Origin of the sequence: Gilliamella sp. ESL0254 (genome assembly GCF_013344985.1) — a bacterium.
Classification (GTDB): domain Bacteria; phylum Pseudomonadota; class Gammaproteobacteria; order Enterobacterales; family Orbaceae; genus Gilliamella; species Gilliamella bombicola.
In genome coordinates, this window is record NZ_JAAEDU010000001.1 from 955,197 (window position 1) to 970,571 (window position 15,375).

16 protein-coding genes are annotated in these 15,375 nt (G+C 35.9%); 7 read left to right on the forward strand and 9 right to left on the reverse strand.

Going from position 1 to position 15,375, the window contains the following annotated elements:
- Window positions 1–162: 162 nt before the first annotated feature.
- The 3 genes from rluB to rnm form a co-directional block, all read right to left on the reverse strand.
- Window positions 163–1,164, reverse strand: a complete 1,002-nt coding sequence (gene rluB / locus GYX25_RS04475; protein WP_174786820.1) for a 23S rRNA pseudouridine(2605) synthase RluB — start codon at window positions 1,162–1,164, stop codon at window positions 163–165.
- Between the two features lie 81 nt (window positions 1,165–1,245).
- A complete protein-coding gene (locus tag GYX25_RS04480) occupies window positions 1,246–1,866 on the reverse strand; it encodes an L-threonylcarbamoyladenylate synthase (protein ID WP_091349774.1) in 621 nt (206 codons plus the stop codon).
- A gap of 90 nt (window positions 1,867–1,956) precedes the next feature.
- Window positions 1,957–2,841: an RNase RNM gene (rnm, locus tag GYX25_RS04485; protein ID WP_174786821.1), complete on the reverse strand. Its 885-nt coding sequence runs from the start codon at window positions 2,839–2,841 to the stop codon at window positions 1,957–1,959.
- 19 nt (window positions 2,842–2,860) lie between these two features.
- Between rnm and rraB the strand changes: the two genes are divergently transcribed.
- Entirely contained in the window at window positions 2,861–3,256 is a 396-nt protein-coding gene (rraB, locus tag GYX25_RS04490) for a ribonuclease E inhibitor RraB (RefSeq protein WP_174786822.1), read from the forward strand.
- Window positions 3,257–3,472: 216 nt separating this feature from the next.
- On the opposite strand, the gene kdsA is transcribed toward rraB, so the two are convergent.
- The 3 genes from kdsA to prfA are packed head-to-tail and all read right to left on the reverse strand — an operon-like array spanning window position 3,473 to window position 6,262.
- A complete protein-coding gene (gene kdsA / locus GYX25_RS04495; protein WP_160402554.1) occupies window positions 3,473–4,327 on the reverse strand; it encodes a 3-deoxy-8-phosphooctulonate synthase in 855 nt (284 codons plus the stop codon).
- Between the two features lie 16 nt (window positions 4,328–4,343).
- Window positions 4,344–5,180, reverse strand: coding sequence for a peptide chain release factor N(5)-glutamine methyltransferase (gene prmC, locus GYX25_RS04500; RefSeq protein ID WP_174786823.1), 837 nt, complete (start codon window positions 5,178–5,180; stop codon window positions 4,344–4,346).
- Window positions 5,177–6,262: a peptide chain release factor 1 gene (gene prfA / locus GYX25_RS04505; protein WP_091349790.1), complete on the reverse strand. Its 1,086-nt coding sequence runs from the start codon at window positions 6,260–6,262 to the stop codon at window positions 5,177–5,179. The genes prmC and prfA overlap by 4 nt, the downstream gene beginning before the upstream one ends.
- Window positions 6,263–6,573: 311 nt before the next feature.
- Here prfA and manA point away from each other — a divergent pair, with 311 nt between their 5' ends.
- Both manA and GYX25_RS04515 read left to right on the forward strand, forming a co-directional pair.
- Window positions 6,574–7,761, forward strand: a complete 1,188-nt coding sequence (gene manA, locus GYX25_RS04510; protein WP_174786824.1) for a mannose-6-phosphate isomerase, class I — start codon at window positions 6,574–6,576, stop codon at window positions 7,759–7,761.
- Between the two features lie 91 nt (window positions 7,762–7,852).
- A complete protein-coding gene (locus GYX25_RS04515) occupies window positions 7,853–8,599 on the forward strand; it encodes a GntR family transcriptional regulator (RefSeq protein WP_202983818.1) in 747 nt (248 codons plus the stop codon).
- Between the two features lie 94 nt (window positions 8,600–8,693).
- On the opposite strand, the gene deoC is transcribed toward GYX25_RS04515, so the two are convergent.
- Entirely contained in the window at window positions 8,694–9,404 is a 711-nt protein-coding gene (gene deoC, locus GYX25_RS04520) for a deoxyribose-phosphate aldolase (protein WP_174786825.1), read from the reverse strand.
- Window positions 9,405–9,589: 185 nt separating this feature from the next.
- Between deoC and GYX25_RS04525 the strand changes: the two genes are divergently transcribed.
- Genes GYX25_RS04525 through GYX25_RS04540 form a run of 4 tightly spaced genes read left to right on the forward strand, consistent with a single transcriptional unit; the run spans window position 9,590 to window position 12,225 of the window.
- Window positions 9,590–10,009 carry a PTS sugar transporter subunit IIA gene (locus GYX25_RS04525; RefSeq protein WP_091349799.1) on the forward strand — a complete coding sequence of 140 codons (420 nt, stop codon included), beginning with the start codon at window positions 9,590–9,592 and terminating at the stop codon, window positions 10,007–10,009.
- Window positions 10,010–10,036: 27 nt separating this feature from the next.
- Window positions 10,037–10,528, forward strand: coding sequence for a PTS system mannose/fructose/N-acetylgalactosamine-transporter subunit IIB (locus tag GYX25_RS04530; protein ID WP_091349803.1), 492 nt, complete (start codon window positions 10,037–10,039; stop codon window positions 10,526–10,528).
- Between the two features lie 24 nt (window positions 10,529–10,552).
- Window positions 10,553–11,383, forward strand: coding sequence for a PTS mannose/fructose/sorbose/N-acetylgalactosamine transporter subunit IIC (locus GYX25_RS04535; RefSeq protein ID WP_091349806.1), 831 nt, complete (start codon window positions 10,553–10,555; stop codon window positions 11,381–11,383).
- A gap of 14 nt (window positions 11,384–11,397) precedes the next feature.
- Window positions 11,398–12,225, forward strand: a complete 828-nt coding sequence (locus GYX25_RS04540) for a PTS system mannose/fructose/sorbose family transporter subunit IID (RefSeq protein ID WP_091349810.1) — start codon at window positions 11,398–11,400, stop codon at window positions 12,223–12,225.
- Between the two features lie 113 nt (window positions 12,226–12,338).
- Here GYX25_RS04540 and lpdA read toward each other — a convergent pair whose 3' ends face one another.
- Both lpdA and aceF read right to left on the reverse strand, forming a co-directional pair.
- On the reverse strand, window positions 12,339–13,763 hold the full coding sequence (lpdA, locus tag GYX25_RS04545) for a dihydrolipoyl dehydrogenase (RefSeq protein ID WP_160431355.1): 1,425 nt from the start codon (window positions 13,761–13,763) through the stop codon (window positions 12,339–12,341).
- A gap of 16 nt (window positions 13,764–13,779) precedes the next feature.
- Window positions 13,780–15,366, reverse strand: a complete 1,587-nt coding sequence (gene aceF, locus GYX25_RS04550; RefSeq protein WP_174786826.1) for a pyruvate dehydrogenase complex dihydrolipoyllysine-residue acetyltransferase — start codon at window positions 15,364–15,366, stop codon at window positions 13,780–13,782.
- Window positions 15,367–15,375: the final 9 nt, after the last annotated feature.

Genomic DNA, 15,375 nt, shown 5'->3' on the forward strand with positions numbered 1-15,375 from the left:
ATTCAATAATAAACTAACCGAACACTCTTTTCCTGTTTTGAGTGAATTGTTCTTTTCCCAAAAACAGATCAGAAAACATATTGATTTTATTTAAGTTTTTAATTGGTGTTTTGGCTGTTCTTCCCCCTTAAATAAAGTGTATTATTTAAGGGTATATAGAGTTTATTTTTTTGTTGTCCCTTGACGTGGTGAGCGCGATATTTTTGATAAATTGGTTAATTTAGCTCGTTTGGGTTTGATAATTCGTCTATCTGAAGCAGAATGAGTGGTAAAGCTCTTGACTTCTTGTGGTAGACCGACAAGTTCTCGTAAATAATTTACTGAATCAATGCCTAATTCCATCCATGTTCCACGCGATAATCCTTTAGGTAAAGTGATATTACCGTAGCGGATTCGTAATAATCGGCTAACTTGCACTTCTACCGCTTCCCACATACGACGAACCTCTCGATTACGGCCTTCGGTTATCACAACATTAAACCATTGATTAATTCCATCGCCACCTTGTACTTTTATCGATTTAAATGATGCTGGACCATCCTCTAACTGTACACCTTTACGTAACTGAAATATCTGCTGATCGGTAATTTTACCGAATACACGCACGGCATATTCGCGTTCAATTTCGTGGCGTGGGTGCATTAGGCGATTTGCAAGTTCACCATCTGTGGTAAACAATAATAAACCTGATGTATTGATATCAAGCCGCCCAATATTAATCCAGCGTGCATTTTTTAAACGGGGTAAACGTTCAAAAACAGTTGCTCGTCCTTGAGGATCATTGCGCGAACAAATTTCACCTTCAGGTTTATAATAAGCAAGCACTCGGCAAACTTCTTTTTCTTTGCTTCTAAGTGGAACTAAATGACCATTGATGCGAACTTTAGGACTGGCATTAACGTCAACCCGATCACCTAATATGGCAATCTTACCATCGACACTGATTTTACCAGCTATAATCATCGCTTCAATTTCGCGACGTGAACCATGTCCTAAATTAGCTAATACTTTTTGTAACTTTTCTGTGTTGTCATGTGCCGATGTTTTACGTTTTGCTGTTGATGCAATTGGCTTTTTCGGTTTTTCATTGGCTTTGTTTTCTTTAGCCTTAAGGTTACTGTTTTTTTTGGAAAATTGTGGTAATGCAGATCTGCTATTTTTCATATTATCCTCGCTGTTACCTTCTCAGGTATCATTTTTTCTATTCACTTTATTGTCTGAATGTTGACAATAAAAAACGGTCATTTATTCGAATGGTTTAGTATCTCCACTTCCTTGACGAATAATTTCTGGATAGCTATTAGTTAAATCAATCACAGTAGTGGGTTGTTCACCAATATAGCCTCCATGCACAATCGCATCAAGCTGGTGTCCTATTCTATCTTCTATTTCGTCGGGATCGGATTGCGCTTGGTCATCATTAGGTAAAATTAACGTCGCGGTCATTAATGGTTGCCCTAATAATTCAAGTAGGGCTAAATCAATTTTATTATCTGGTACACGTAATCCAATGGTTTTACGTTTTTCGTTCATTAATCGACGTGGAACCTCTTTACTCGATTGTAAAATAAAGACATATTTGCCCGGTGTATTATTTTTTAATAATCGAAAAGTCGTATTATCAACAAAAGCATAGCAAGATAGCTCAGAAAGATCACGGCACATTAATGTAAAATTGTGATGTTTATCCAACTGACGAATTTGGCAGATGCGATCAACACCATGTTTGTTATCCAGTAAGCACCCTAATGAATAGCCTGAATCGGTCGGAAAAGCGATAACACCGCCATCATTTAATATTTTAACAACTTGATCTAATAATCGGGTTTGAGGATTATCTGGGTGAATATAAAAAATTTGGCTCATAATTTATTCTATATCAATTTTTAGTGTTTAGTTCAATGCCATCAATATTTAGGCAAAACGTCAATATAAAGTCATTTAGTCTTAATTTATTTAGCGTTTCCAATTATGCCAAATTGGCGTAACACTACCTGGCAATGGCATTGTTTTGCCTAAATCCAAATAATTAACTAAATCATGAAAATCCGAACCTTGCGATGCTAACATGTCAAATTCATTGGCTAATTTAGCTAGTTGATGTAAATCATCTTGCGTTTGCCTGCTTTGCGAAACCTCAATTGCATCACCACCACAGTCTTTGAATTCACTCAGTAACAATTTCAATTTAGTTAAGGTTAGATCATAACGACTTGGATGCGCAAGCACCGCTTGCCCTCCTGCCATGTGAATGGTATTAACCGCATCAGCGATACTACACCATGTTGGAGGCACATAAGCATATCCCCCTTTACCTAGGTATTTTTTAAATGCGCGTTTGATGTCCTTAACATAACCTTTAGCAACTAAAAATCTTGCAAAATGAGCTCGCGAAACAATGTCTCCTTTAGCAAATTGTTGCGCTTGTTGATAAGCATTTTCAATACTAACCTTTGCCAATTTTTGGCTTATTGCCAACGCTCGATTAATTCGTCCTTGCTCTTGTGATGATAATAGTGTCAATAATTGAGGATGCTCAATATCAATATTGAGTCCCACAATATGGATTTCGTTATTTTTCCAAGCCGTTGATATTTCAACACCACAAACTAATTTAACAGGCAAATTTTCATTAGCAATTGTTTGTTGAGCTTCAGGTAAGCCTTTAACGGTGTCATGATCGGTAATAGCCAAAATATCGATTTGGCTATCCACCGCTCTTTTGACAAGATCGCTTGGCGTTAAAACACCATCCGATGCCGTAGTATGAGAATGTAAATCAACGATCACTTTTTTCTCGAAAATTATTTTGAAACGTGTAATATACCACACAATTTGCATGACCACTAAAAGGTATATTATGAAAGATCAAATTATTCTTGCTCAGCAAGATACTAACGCTATTATTCAAGAATTGTTAGAAGATGGTAGCGATCCTCATGCGCTTTATATTATTGAACATCATGTTTCATCGCAAGATTTTGATAAACTAGAAAAAATAGCAGTAGAAGCTTATAAGTTAGGCTATGAAGCAACCGATCCCGATGAAGATGTTGATGATGCTGGTAACGTTGTTATCGGTTTTGATATCATTACCGAAAGTCCGCTTAATGCTGAATTAATCAATGCGCAAATTGCCGAAATTCTCACCCTTACTGTCCAATTTGGCGTCAATTATGATGGTTGGGGCACTTATTTTGAAGATGGAAGCGATGACGATTTTGATGAAGTTGAGCTAATGGAAACACTTCATTAAATATTATTAATTCTCTTTCTGATGCATTATTCTTATCAGGTAAAAAAATAAAAATATTTTATTTTTAACCTAAAGTTATTTCAGTTTTTCTATACAATTAGCATTTTCTAGTTTGCTGATATAACAAATAAAAAAGAGAAATGATTCACATTTCTCTTTTTTATTAATATATTTATTTACCATCAAATCAAATAACTTTTAAGAAAACATTTAAAGTTAATTTTCTGTATCAATCTCATCAAAACTTTTTACTAACTCATCAATAGCTTTCATCTGTTTTAAGAAAGGCTCTAGTTTATTAAGTGGTAACGCGGATGGTCCATCACATTTTGCATGACTCGGATCCGGGTGTGATTCTAAAAATAGTCCAGCAATACCAACAGCCATACCAGAACGAGCCAGTTCAGTTACTTGACCACGACGCCCGCCAGATGCTGCTCCCATTGGATCACGACATTGCAGCGCATGAGTAACATCAAAAATAACTGGTGAGCCTTTGCTTGCTTTTTTCATAATGTTAAAACCAAGCATATCAACCACCAAGTTGTCATAACCAAAACAACTACCGCGATCACAAAGGATAACTTGGTTATTACCAGCTTCTTCAAATTTCTCAACAATGTTACCCATTTGCCCAGGACTGACAAATTGTGGTTTTTTGACATTAATAACTGCACCTGTTTTCGCCATTGCAACAACTAGATCAGTTTGCCTTGCTAAAAAAGCCGGTAATTGAATCACATCAACCACATCAGCAACCGGTTGACATTGCGCTTCGGTATGGACATCGGTAATAATTTTAATGCCAAACTGCTGTTTAAGCTCTTGGAAGATTTTAAGCCCTTCTTCTAAACCTGGTCCACGATAAGAATGTATTGAAGAGCGATTCGCTTTATCAAAAGACGCTTTAAAAATATAAGGAATATTCAGCTTATCAGTGACAGTGACATAATGCTCACAGATTTTCATTGCTAAATCACGAGATTCAAGTACATTCATACCACCAAATAGTACAAAGGGTAGATCATTGGCAACAGTAATGTCACCAACGTTTACTTTTTTTTGCTGCATAATAAAATTTTCCTAGTTAAGGTTTAAACCAGCGACCCAGTGTAACTCTATCATTACCACTATAGTCGGTGAAGGTTTCTACTAATTGAAATCCGTGTTGTTTAAAAATGGTTTGCACTACCTCGCCTTGTTTCCAACCATGTTCTATCAGTAACCAACCATATTGGTTTAAATGCTTAGTTGCACCTTGTACAATAAGTTTGATATCAGCTAAACCATCATCTTCAGAAACGAGTGCGCTTCTAGGTTCATAACGCACATCACCTTGTGATAAGTGAATATCTGTTGGTTCAATATAAGGAGGATTACTAACAATCATTGAAAACTTGCGGTTTTTTATTGGTTTATACCAATCTCCTTGTAAAAAATAAACATTATTTACTCCAATTTGAGCTGCATTTTGCTGAGCTAAAATTAATGCATCTTTATTCTTTTCAATTGCAGTAAATAAACAGTCTTGACGCTCAGTTGCCATAGCGATAACTATCGCACCGGTCCCCGTACCAAGATCCAATACTTCACAGGGCACTTTAGGTAGATACTCTAAACCTAATTCGACTAATTTTTCGGTATCAGGTCTAGGGATTAACGTAGCGTTAGAAACATTAAACTTTAAAGACCAAAATTCTTTTTCGCCAGTAATATAAGCGATAGGTTCGCCGTTTTGCCGGCGTTTTAAACATTCAGATAAAGCAATTAGCTCATCATCAGTAAGCAATGTTTCGCTAAATGCCATTAAAAATGTTCGCGTTTTGTGAGTCACATAACTTAATAAAATTTCGGCATCTCGCTTTGGGCTTTCACTATCGGTTAACGTTTGAGATGCGCACTTAAGCCATTGTAAATAAGTCATTCATCTTGTTCCGATAAAGCGGCCAGTTGATCTGCTTGATATTCTTGTACAATTGGATCGATTAGCATCTCTAATTTTCCTGCCATTACTTCGTCTAAACGATAAAGTGTTAGGTTAATTCGATGATCAGTAACTCGACCTTGTGGATAGTTATATGTTCTAATTCTATCTGAACGATCACCCGATCCTAATAAATTACGTCTTGTAGAGGCTTCTTCTTGTTGACGCTTGCGCAACTCCGCATCTTGAATACGTGCAGCCAATACCGACATCGCTTTGGCTCTATTTTTATGTTGTGAGCGCTCATCTTGACACTCAACCACAATACCAGTCGGTAGATGGGTAATACGAATGGCCGAATCGGTAGTATTAACATGCTGACCACCGGCACCAGATGAACGATAAGTATCAATTTTTAAATCAGCAGGATTAATTTCGGGCATTTCAGCCTCAGGCACTTCGGGTAAAACAGCAACAGTACAGGCTGAAGTATGAATACGACCTTGCGATTCTGTTTCTGGAACACGTTGAACACGATGCCCACCCGATTCAAACTTCAAATGACCATAAACACCATCGCCACTGACTAACATAATCACTTCTTTATAGCCACCATGCTCACCATCACTTGCGCTCATAATTTCAACTCGCCAATTGCGTGATTCAGCATAGCGTGTATACATTCGGGCTAAGTCACCAGCAAATATAGCTGCTTCATCGCCACCTGTTCCCGCTCTCACTTCGACAAAACAGTTATATTCATCATTAGGATCTTTAGGAAGTAATAGCACTTGTAATTGTTTTTCTTGCTCTTCAATTCGACTTAATGCTTCGTTTAACTCCTCTTGCGCCATTTCGCTCATTTCAGGATCGGATAGCATTACTTTAGCTGTCTCAATATCCGCTTGAGTTTGCTTCCAATCGGTAAAACACTTAACAACACCAGTTAACTGTGAATACTCTTTTGACAGTGTACGAAAGCGATTTTGATCGGCGATAACCGAAGCATCAGACAATAATGCTTGAACCTCTTCATAACGCTCTTGCAGCGCTTCTAACTTACTGATAATTGAAGATTTCATAAAAATATATTTTTATAGAGATTAGTTGAATTTGCTAGGCATTATATACTTAATTGCCTTGAAAATACAGTTTCGGATTATCGCCAAAGTCATCTCCGATCATAGTATAAGCAATCAATAATAAAGCAATTGAATAAAATGAAAATAATAGCGCAGTTAAAATAGATATCACTTGGAATAAATTTAATTTAAGCTACTATTTAACAATACATATTGAACTTGAATCAACTTATATTGAGAGTATAGTTAAACTATTGAATAAAAAATAAATTAACCTTGCAAAATAAATGTAGAGGGGGGGGGGAATAAAGATGAAGCAAACGATATGGAAACTTGAAAATAAAATCAAAGACTATGATTGGGGAAGTATCGAAAATATACCAAAATTATTTGGTTTTAAAAATCCATCCCAAAAACCCATAGCAGAAATCTGGATGGGAGATCATCCTTTAGGGTGTTCATTAGCTATTAATAAACATAATCAAAAAATCAGACTTGATGATCTTATTAAAAACCATCCTTTAGAAATATTAGGAACAAGAACCTTTAAGCAATTTGCTGCTTTGCCTTATTTATTTAAAGTGCTTTCCGCAAATAAAGCACTATCCATCCAAGTACATCCAACTAAAATAAATGCACAACAAGGTTTTGCAAGAGAAAACCAACTAGGCATTGCCTTAGATGATCCAAGGCGCAATTATAAAGATCCAAATCATAAGCCAGAACTAATTTATGCCTTAACACCATTTAAAGCTATGCGATCTTTTCGACCGATTCATGAAATTTTAGAGTTATTTTCTAAAATCAATCTTTTTTCTTTGAATAAAGAGATTGATCAATTACAAAAAAATCCGAACAAACAGCAGTTAAGACAGTTTTTTCATGCATTACTAACACTACCACCAGAAAAAAAGCATCAAGGAATTAATCAATTATTAGAAAGTATTGAACCGTTCTGTGATGAGCCTTATTTAACAATTAAAACGCTAGCCAAAGATTATCCAAATGATATTGGGCTCTTTATGCCTTTAATTTTAAACATTATTGAATTGCAGCCCTCACAAGCAATGTTTTTAAGTGCCGAAACACCCCACGCTTACTTAAGTGGTACTGGGCTTGAGGTTATGGCAAATTCTGATAATGTGTTAAGAGCTGGATTAACCAATAAGCACTTAGACATTGATGAGCTATTAAAAAATACTCAATTTAAAAGTCTAACTTTGAATGAATTATTAACCCAACCTATTACCCAACAAAATAAAATTGATTATCCAGTTCCTGTTGATGATTTTAAATTTGAAATAATTAAAAGCGATAATCAACAAAGAGTTGAAAAAGTAAACAGTCCACAAATTCTATTTTGTATTACAGGAAATATCACACTAAAAACAAAATTTGATACTTTAACCCTAACTAAAGGAGAATCCGCTTTTATTGCTTACGAAGCTCAATGCTATCATTATCAAGGAGAGGGAGTATTGGCAAAAGTTTTTAATTAAATTATAACCAATAAAATATAACTAATTAATTTTAATTAATATTAATGTTTTACATAACAAAAACAATATATTAATATGTGTTAAGATATTAATGCATATTGTTGTCATCATGAACCCTAAAAATAAAATTCCACGCCATCTTTTTATCCAACAAGATTTATTGAAAAAAATTCAGTCAGGAGAGTATGCTCAAGGTCAATTAATTCCAAAAGAAACTGAATTGACCAAAATTTATAAAGTTAGTAGACCGACCGTACGTCAAGCAATTCAATATTTGGCCAATGATGGTTACCTAGAACGTAGAAAACGCCGAGGAACCATAGTTAAACAACAGAAAATAAATCAAGAGTTTACTCATATTATTGAAAGCTATGATTCGGAAATGAATAGAAAAGGTCTTCACCCTAGAACACAAGTTCTTACATTCAAAATTGATAAAGCAACTAATGATATAGCAAACCATTTAGAAATCAATGAACAAGATGAAATTTATAAATTAGTCCGTTTACGTTATGCAGAAAATAAACCGATAGTATTAGTCACTACTTATTTACCATTAAAACTTTTACCTGACTTTTTGAATAATGACTTTGAACAAGAAAAGCTATATTCCGTACTGCAAAAGATGAATTTTCCGGTATTGCAAATACGTAGAAAACTAGATGTTGTCAAAGCAGATGAAACAACAAGTGATTTATTAGATATTGAAGAAGGAAACCCTATTTTTTATTTTCATTCAATTGGTTATACACATAACAGAATACCAATTGAATACTCGATTTCTAAATATCGTGGAGATATCAATTCATTTATTTTTGAATTAAATCATTCAGCTTAAATTATTAGAACCACTAATAAGTAAATTAACAATAAAAATACCCACTTATTAGTGGGTATTTTTAGGTTTAAATATCTGTTTAGGTATAAATTAATTAAATTTCAATAAAGTCTTTTTGGCTATTTTTTAATTCTTGTTTTAACTCTTCAATAATGGCAATACCCGCACTTGTACCAATTCGCTCGGCACCCGCTGCAATCATTTTTTTAAATGTTTCAGCATTACGTATTCCGCCAGCTGCTTTTACTTTAACAATATCACCAACATGCTTTTTCATTAACTCAACATCGGCAAGTGTTGCACCTGAAGGTCCAAATCCTGTCGATGTTTTGATAAAGTCAGGTCTAACTTGAACAGCAATTTTACACAGTGTTATTTTTTCTTCCTCTGTTAGATAACAGTTTTCAAAAATGACTTTCGAAATAACATTGTGTTTACGACATATACTGACAATTTGTGCCATTTCATTTTTAATATATTCCAGATTTTTAGCCTTTAATTCAGAGATATTAATCACATAATCGATTTCGGTTGCTCCATTTTCTATCGCATTTTGCGTTTCAAAGCATTTTGACTCAATAGTTGTTTGTCCAAGCGGAAAAGCAATTGCAGCGCCAATGTCCACTTTAGTATCTTTTAATAACTCTGCACATAATTTCGATTGAACCTGATTAATCGCTACCATTTTAAAGTTATAGTCACTTGCTTCTTTACAAAGTTTTTCCATCATGGCGGTAGTTGCATCCGGCTTTAAATTTGTGTGATCAATAAATTTGCTTAACTCTAGTAAAGAATAACTTTTCATAATTCCTCTCCAACTTAAATATGTATTTACATTATATTAAAAACAATAAAAACATTGTCAATGAGGTTTCCTTTAAAATCGTGACATACTTCTCAATTAATGAAAAATACAACTCAATCCATTTGTTTTAGCCAAAAAATATGTAAACATATATTTAAACAATAACCACAAGGAGTACTATCATAATGAAAATAGTTATAACTTCACATGGTGATTTGTGTGAGGGGATTTTGACAAGTTATAAAATGATTGCAGGCGATACATCAAAATTCATTGCAGTCAAGCTTGATGAAAACGGAATTGGTGATTTTTCATTTAGATTAACGAAAGTTCTTGATGAACAGATAAACGATAATAAAACAGTGATCGTCTTAAGTGACATAATGGGAGGTACACCTTACAACGAAACATTACGTTACATGCTTGCTCATCCCGATAAAGTTTTTTTATTTGCTGGATTAAATTTGCCAATGCTAATCCAAGCAGGCACTTCATTAGAAGAATCCAATATACCAAATCTGCTTAATTCAATTTTAGAAGCTGGTCAAACTTCGGTTTTATTGGCTCCATCAACAATAAGCAATAATGAAGACATAGATTTTTAATAAGTTATACGATAGGAGTAAAGATTTATGGCAATTACATTAACCAGAGTAGATGATCGTGTCATTCACGGTCAAATAATGACACGTTGGACAAAAGTCAGACCCGTCGATGGAATACTTGTTGTAGGCGACAATATTGCCTCGGATGAATTACGAAAACGTGTATTAAAAGCAGCTGCAGGCACACTAAAAATTGGAATTTATACAGTTGAACAAGGTGTTGATAAAATAAAACAAGGTATGGAATCAACTAAAAACTTTTTTTTAATCAGTGATTCCCCACAAACATTTGAAAAACTACTTAGAGCTGGAGCTAAACTGAATCCAACATTAAATATAGGATGTATGAATACTCGGGCAGGAGCAAAAGTATTAGGAAGGACCGTCGCTATTGATGAAAATGACTATAAAGCTTTTGAATATATTGAAGCTCAAGGTATTAAGATTGAATTTCAACTTTTACCAGACGATGAGCCTAAAACTTGGTCAATAATGAAAAAGAAATATGACACTTTATAGATCTCATTCATTGAGGAGAATATTATGGAGACAACACTATTTATTCCAGCCTTACTCACAGGAGTATTCTGTTACTTAGGCGCCATAGAATCACCTTGGTTATTTGGTATGTCAGGCGGTTTTTATATTGTAGGTAGGCCGTTAGTTGCAGGGTTATTAGTTGGATTTGCTTTTGGCGATGTACAAGCGGGTGTTTTGTGTGGCTTAGCTGTTCAAGCTGTTTTTATCGCTAACTTATCAACAGGAGGAGCAACTAATAGTGAGATCACTTATGCTGCTTATGGAGGTATTGGTTTAGCTTTAGCAACAACAAAAGAACCCGCTGTAGCAGTAACATTATCAGTATTATTAGGGCAAACTTTTGGTTTAATATTTTACAACACTCGAATGGCACTTTATTCATTCTGGAATAATAAAGCACAACAAGCTGCAGAACATAATAATACTCGAGGTATTATTTTAAATCATTTATTTTACCCCCAAATAACAACATTTTTATTACGAGCAGTCCCTGTTTTCTTAGCTATTTTCTATGGTTCAGGTCTAGTCGATTGGTTATTAAGTAATGTCCCTGAAGTCATCACAAAAATTATTTCTGTTTTAGGTGGTGTCTTACCAGCGCTTGGTATTGCCATGTTAATGAATATCGTTATTAAGTCAAAAATTCAGCTTATATTCTTTTTTGCCGGTTTTGTTTTATTGGCTTTTGCCGGTTTAAGTATGATCGCGTTGGTGTTTATTTCAGCTTTAGTTGCTTATCTATATTATATGGCAATTAATAAACCAGCATCTTCCGCTGTCAAAGAACCTAATAACTCAAATTCAAATATTTTTGAAGATGATGATCTATTTTGATAGGAGAACTAAAAATGGATAAAAAAATGAATAGCCAATCAAAATTAACCAGAAAAGAATTACGTCAAATTTGGTATCGATGGGGATTTACACATTTATCATCTATGAGCTATGAAAAATTACAAGCACATGCTTGGGCATTTTCTTATATCCCATTTGCTGAAAAATATTACAAAAATGATCCAGAAGCAAAACGTCGATTATTAACAAGACATTCGATGTTTTACAATACAGAACCACAAACAGGTCAAATCATAAATGGTATTGTTGCTTCAATGGAAGAAGAGATAGCATTAGGTAATAATGTGCCAGAAGAATTGCCGGTGAATATCAAAGCAACATTAATGGGTCCATTAGCTGGTATAGGCGATTCTTTAATTCAAGGCATTATCGTTCCTATCTTGTTATCAATTGCAATGGGAATGGCAGCGGGAGGAAATGCCATTGGTCCAATCTTTTATATTTTATCTTATGGTATTTTGGGTCCTTTAATTTCTTATATAAGCTTTCATTATGGCTATAAACTTGGTGTAAATGCCATTGATAATATTATTGGCGATAATGTAAAACGAATTACCGATGCTTTTAATATTCTAGGAATTATGGTGGTTGGAGGACTTGCTGCTGGTAATATCGTGCTAAATTCGCAATTGGAAATTCCAATGGGTGATAGCATGCGTTCGTTACAAAGTGTACTTGATGGTATATTCCCGAAAATACTACCTTTGACTATGGTTTTACTTGCTTGGTGGTTAGTGTCTGCAAAACAAATGACAGCCACAAAAGTCATCTTAATTCTGACTGCAATTACTTCGCTCGGTGTAATTATTGGTATATTTTAATCTACACAAAGACCTTAAACTGCTCAGTAATTAAATATAAAAGTCAGAAAAATAAAAATGCCGTTAGTTTGAGCTAACGGCATTTTATTAAGTAAATAAATGACTTGTTGTCACTATTTTTTCTTTGCCTTGGCATTAGGTAAATCGGTGACTGAGCCTTCATAAATTTCAGAAGCTAAGCCGATTGATTCATGTAATGTTGGGTGAGCATGGATAGTTAATGCAATATCTTCTGCATCACAGCCCATTTCAACAGCTAAAGTGATTTCACCTAGTAATTCACCGCCATTCACACCAACAACCGCACCACCTAACAAGCGATTATCTGCTTTATTGAAGATCAGTTTTGTCATCCCTTCTGAACAATCTGAAGCAATAGCACGCCCTGATGCAGCCCATGGGAAGATTGACACTTCATAATCAATGCCTTTTTCTTTCGCTTCTTTTTCAGTTAAGCCCACCCAAGCCACTTCCGGTTCAGTATAGGCAATAGAAGGAATAGTTTTTGGATCGAAGAAGTGTTTTTTACCAGCAATGACTTCTGCTGCCACATGCCCTTCGTGTACGCCTTTGTGCGCAAGCATTGGTTGTCCCACAATATCACCAATGGCATAAATGTGTGGTACGTTGGTACGCATCTGTTTATCCACTTCGATAAATCCACGATCTGTGACGTTAACGCCAGCTTTTTCTGCACTAATTAACTTACCATTTGGCGTACGACCAATCGCCACTAATACCGCATCATAAGTATGGGTTTCGGTGCTGCCGTCTTTCTTTTCCATGGTGACGTAAATTGCATCATGTTTGGCTTCAACGGTGGTCACTTTGGTTTCAAGTCGTAAAGTGAATTTCTTTTGGATCTGCTTAGTAAAGACTTTAATCACATCTTTATCAGCAGCTGGGATCACTTGGTCAAACATTTCAACCACATCCACTTCTGAACCTAATGCATGGTATACAGTACCCATTTCAAGACCAATAATTCCACCACCCATTAATAATAATTTTTTAGGAATGGTGGTTAGCGCTAAGGCATCTGTTGAATCCCAAATACGCGGATCATCATGTGGAATAAAAGGTAACTTAATTGGACGAGAACCCGCTGCAATAATGGCATTATCAAAGGTAATTTTAGTGATGCCTTTTGATGAAGTCACATCCATAGTATGGCTACCAGTAAACTGCGCTTCACCTTGAATCACATTGACTTTGCGCATTTTTGCCATGCCAGCAAGCCCATTAGTCAGCTGACTAATGACTTTTTCTTTCCAGCCACGCACTTTGTCTAATTCAAGTCTCGGCGTACCAAAATGGATACCATGTTCAGTTAATGATTTTGCTTCATCCATTACTTTTGCAACATGCAGTAATGCTTTTGATGGAATACAGCCTACATTTAAACAGACACCACCAAGTGTTGAATAACGTTCAACAAGGGTAACATCTAGTCCAAGGTCTGCCGCGCGGAACGCAGCGGAATAACCCGCTGGTCCAGCCCCTAAAACCACAACTTGCGTTTTAACATCTTGACTCATAATTTGATCTCCTTAATTACATCACTAAACGACGTAAGTCGGATAAGACGTTAACAATATGGCTTAAGAAGCGCGCACCATCCGCACCATCAATCACTCGGTGATCAAAGGATAATGATAAAGGTAACATTAAGCGTGGTGTAAACTCTTTACCATTCCAAACTGGTTTCATGCTAGAACGAGATACACCTAAAATACCCACTTCTGGCGCATTAACAATTGGTGTAAACGAGGTTGTACCAATACCACCAAGGCTAGAAATAGTGAAACAGCCACCTTGCATATCGCTACCAGTCAATTTACCTTCACGCGCTTTTTTAGAAATTGCCGCAAGTTCTCGAGAAAGTTCAACAATACCTTTTTTATCAACATCTTTAAACACTGGCACAACAAGACCATTTGGTGTATCAACAGCAACACCAATATTAATGTATTTTTTGATGATTAGCGTTTGAGCATCTTCAGATAATGAGCTATTAAAGCGCGGATACGCTGCTAATGCGCTAGCTACCGCTTTCATGATAAACACTAAAGGTGTGATCTTAAGATCGAGCTTCTTCTTATCAGCTTCTGCATTTTGTTGCTTACGGAATGCTTCTAAATCAGTAATATCAGTTTCATCAAACTCGGTCACATGTGGGATCATGACCCAGTTACGGTGTAAATTTGCACCTGATACTTTTTGAATTTTAGTTAATGGTAGGCTTTCAACTTCACCAAATTTGCTGAAATCAACTTTCGGCCATGGTAATAAACCTGGCAATGCACTACCTGCAGCACCACTTTCAACTTGCTTAACTGCATTTTTAACGTACGCTTGAATGTCTTCACGTAAAATACGGTTTTTAGGACCTGTCGCGGTAACTTTAGCGAGATTTACGCCAAATTCACGCGCTAAACGGCGCACTGATGGTGTTGCGTGTGCATAAGCATCATTTTCAACAAAGTCATTACCTGATGCTACAGGCGCTGATTTTGTGGTAGCAGGTGCAGGTGCTGGTGCGGCTTTTTCAGCAACAGGTGCTGAAGCTGCTGGCGCTGTTTGGGTAGCAGGCGCTGCACTAGTTGTGGTTTCAAATTCCATAATTTTGGAACCTGTTTTCACTTTATCACCCACTTTTACTGTGATACTTTTAACTGTGCCAGCAATGCTTGCTGGTACTTCCATTGACGCTTTATCACCTTCAACGGTAATTAACGAGTCATCAACAGATATAGTATCGCCAACTTTTACTAAAAGTTCGGTCACTTCAACTTCATCGCCACCGATATCGGGTACATTGACATCAACAGTCTGACTTGTGGCAGCAGCCGTTGGTGCGACTTCAACTTTTGGTGCTTCTGGTGCTGGAGCTGCAGGCGCTGCACCACCTTGTTCATCAAATACCATAATGTCTACACCAGTTTGGACTTTATCGCCAATTTTTACCGAAATAGATTTAACAATACCGGCTTGTGGTGCTGGAATTTCCATTGATGCTTTATCACCCTCAACAGTCATAATTGACTGATCAGCTTCAACTTTGTCACCTACATTAACCAGAATTTCGGTCACTTCGACCTCATCACCGCCAATATCGGGTAATTTAATTTGAATACTCATTATAACAAC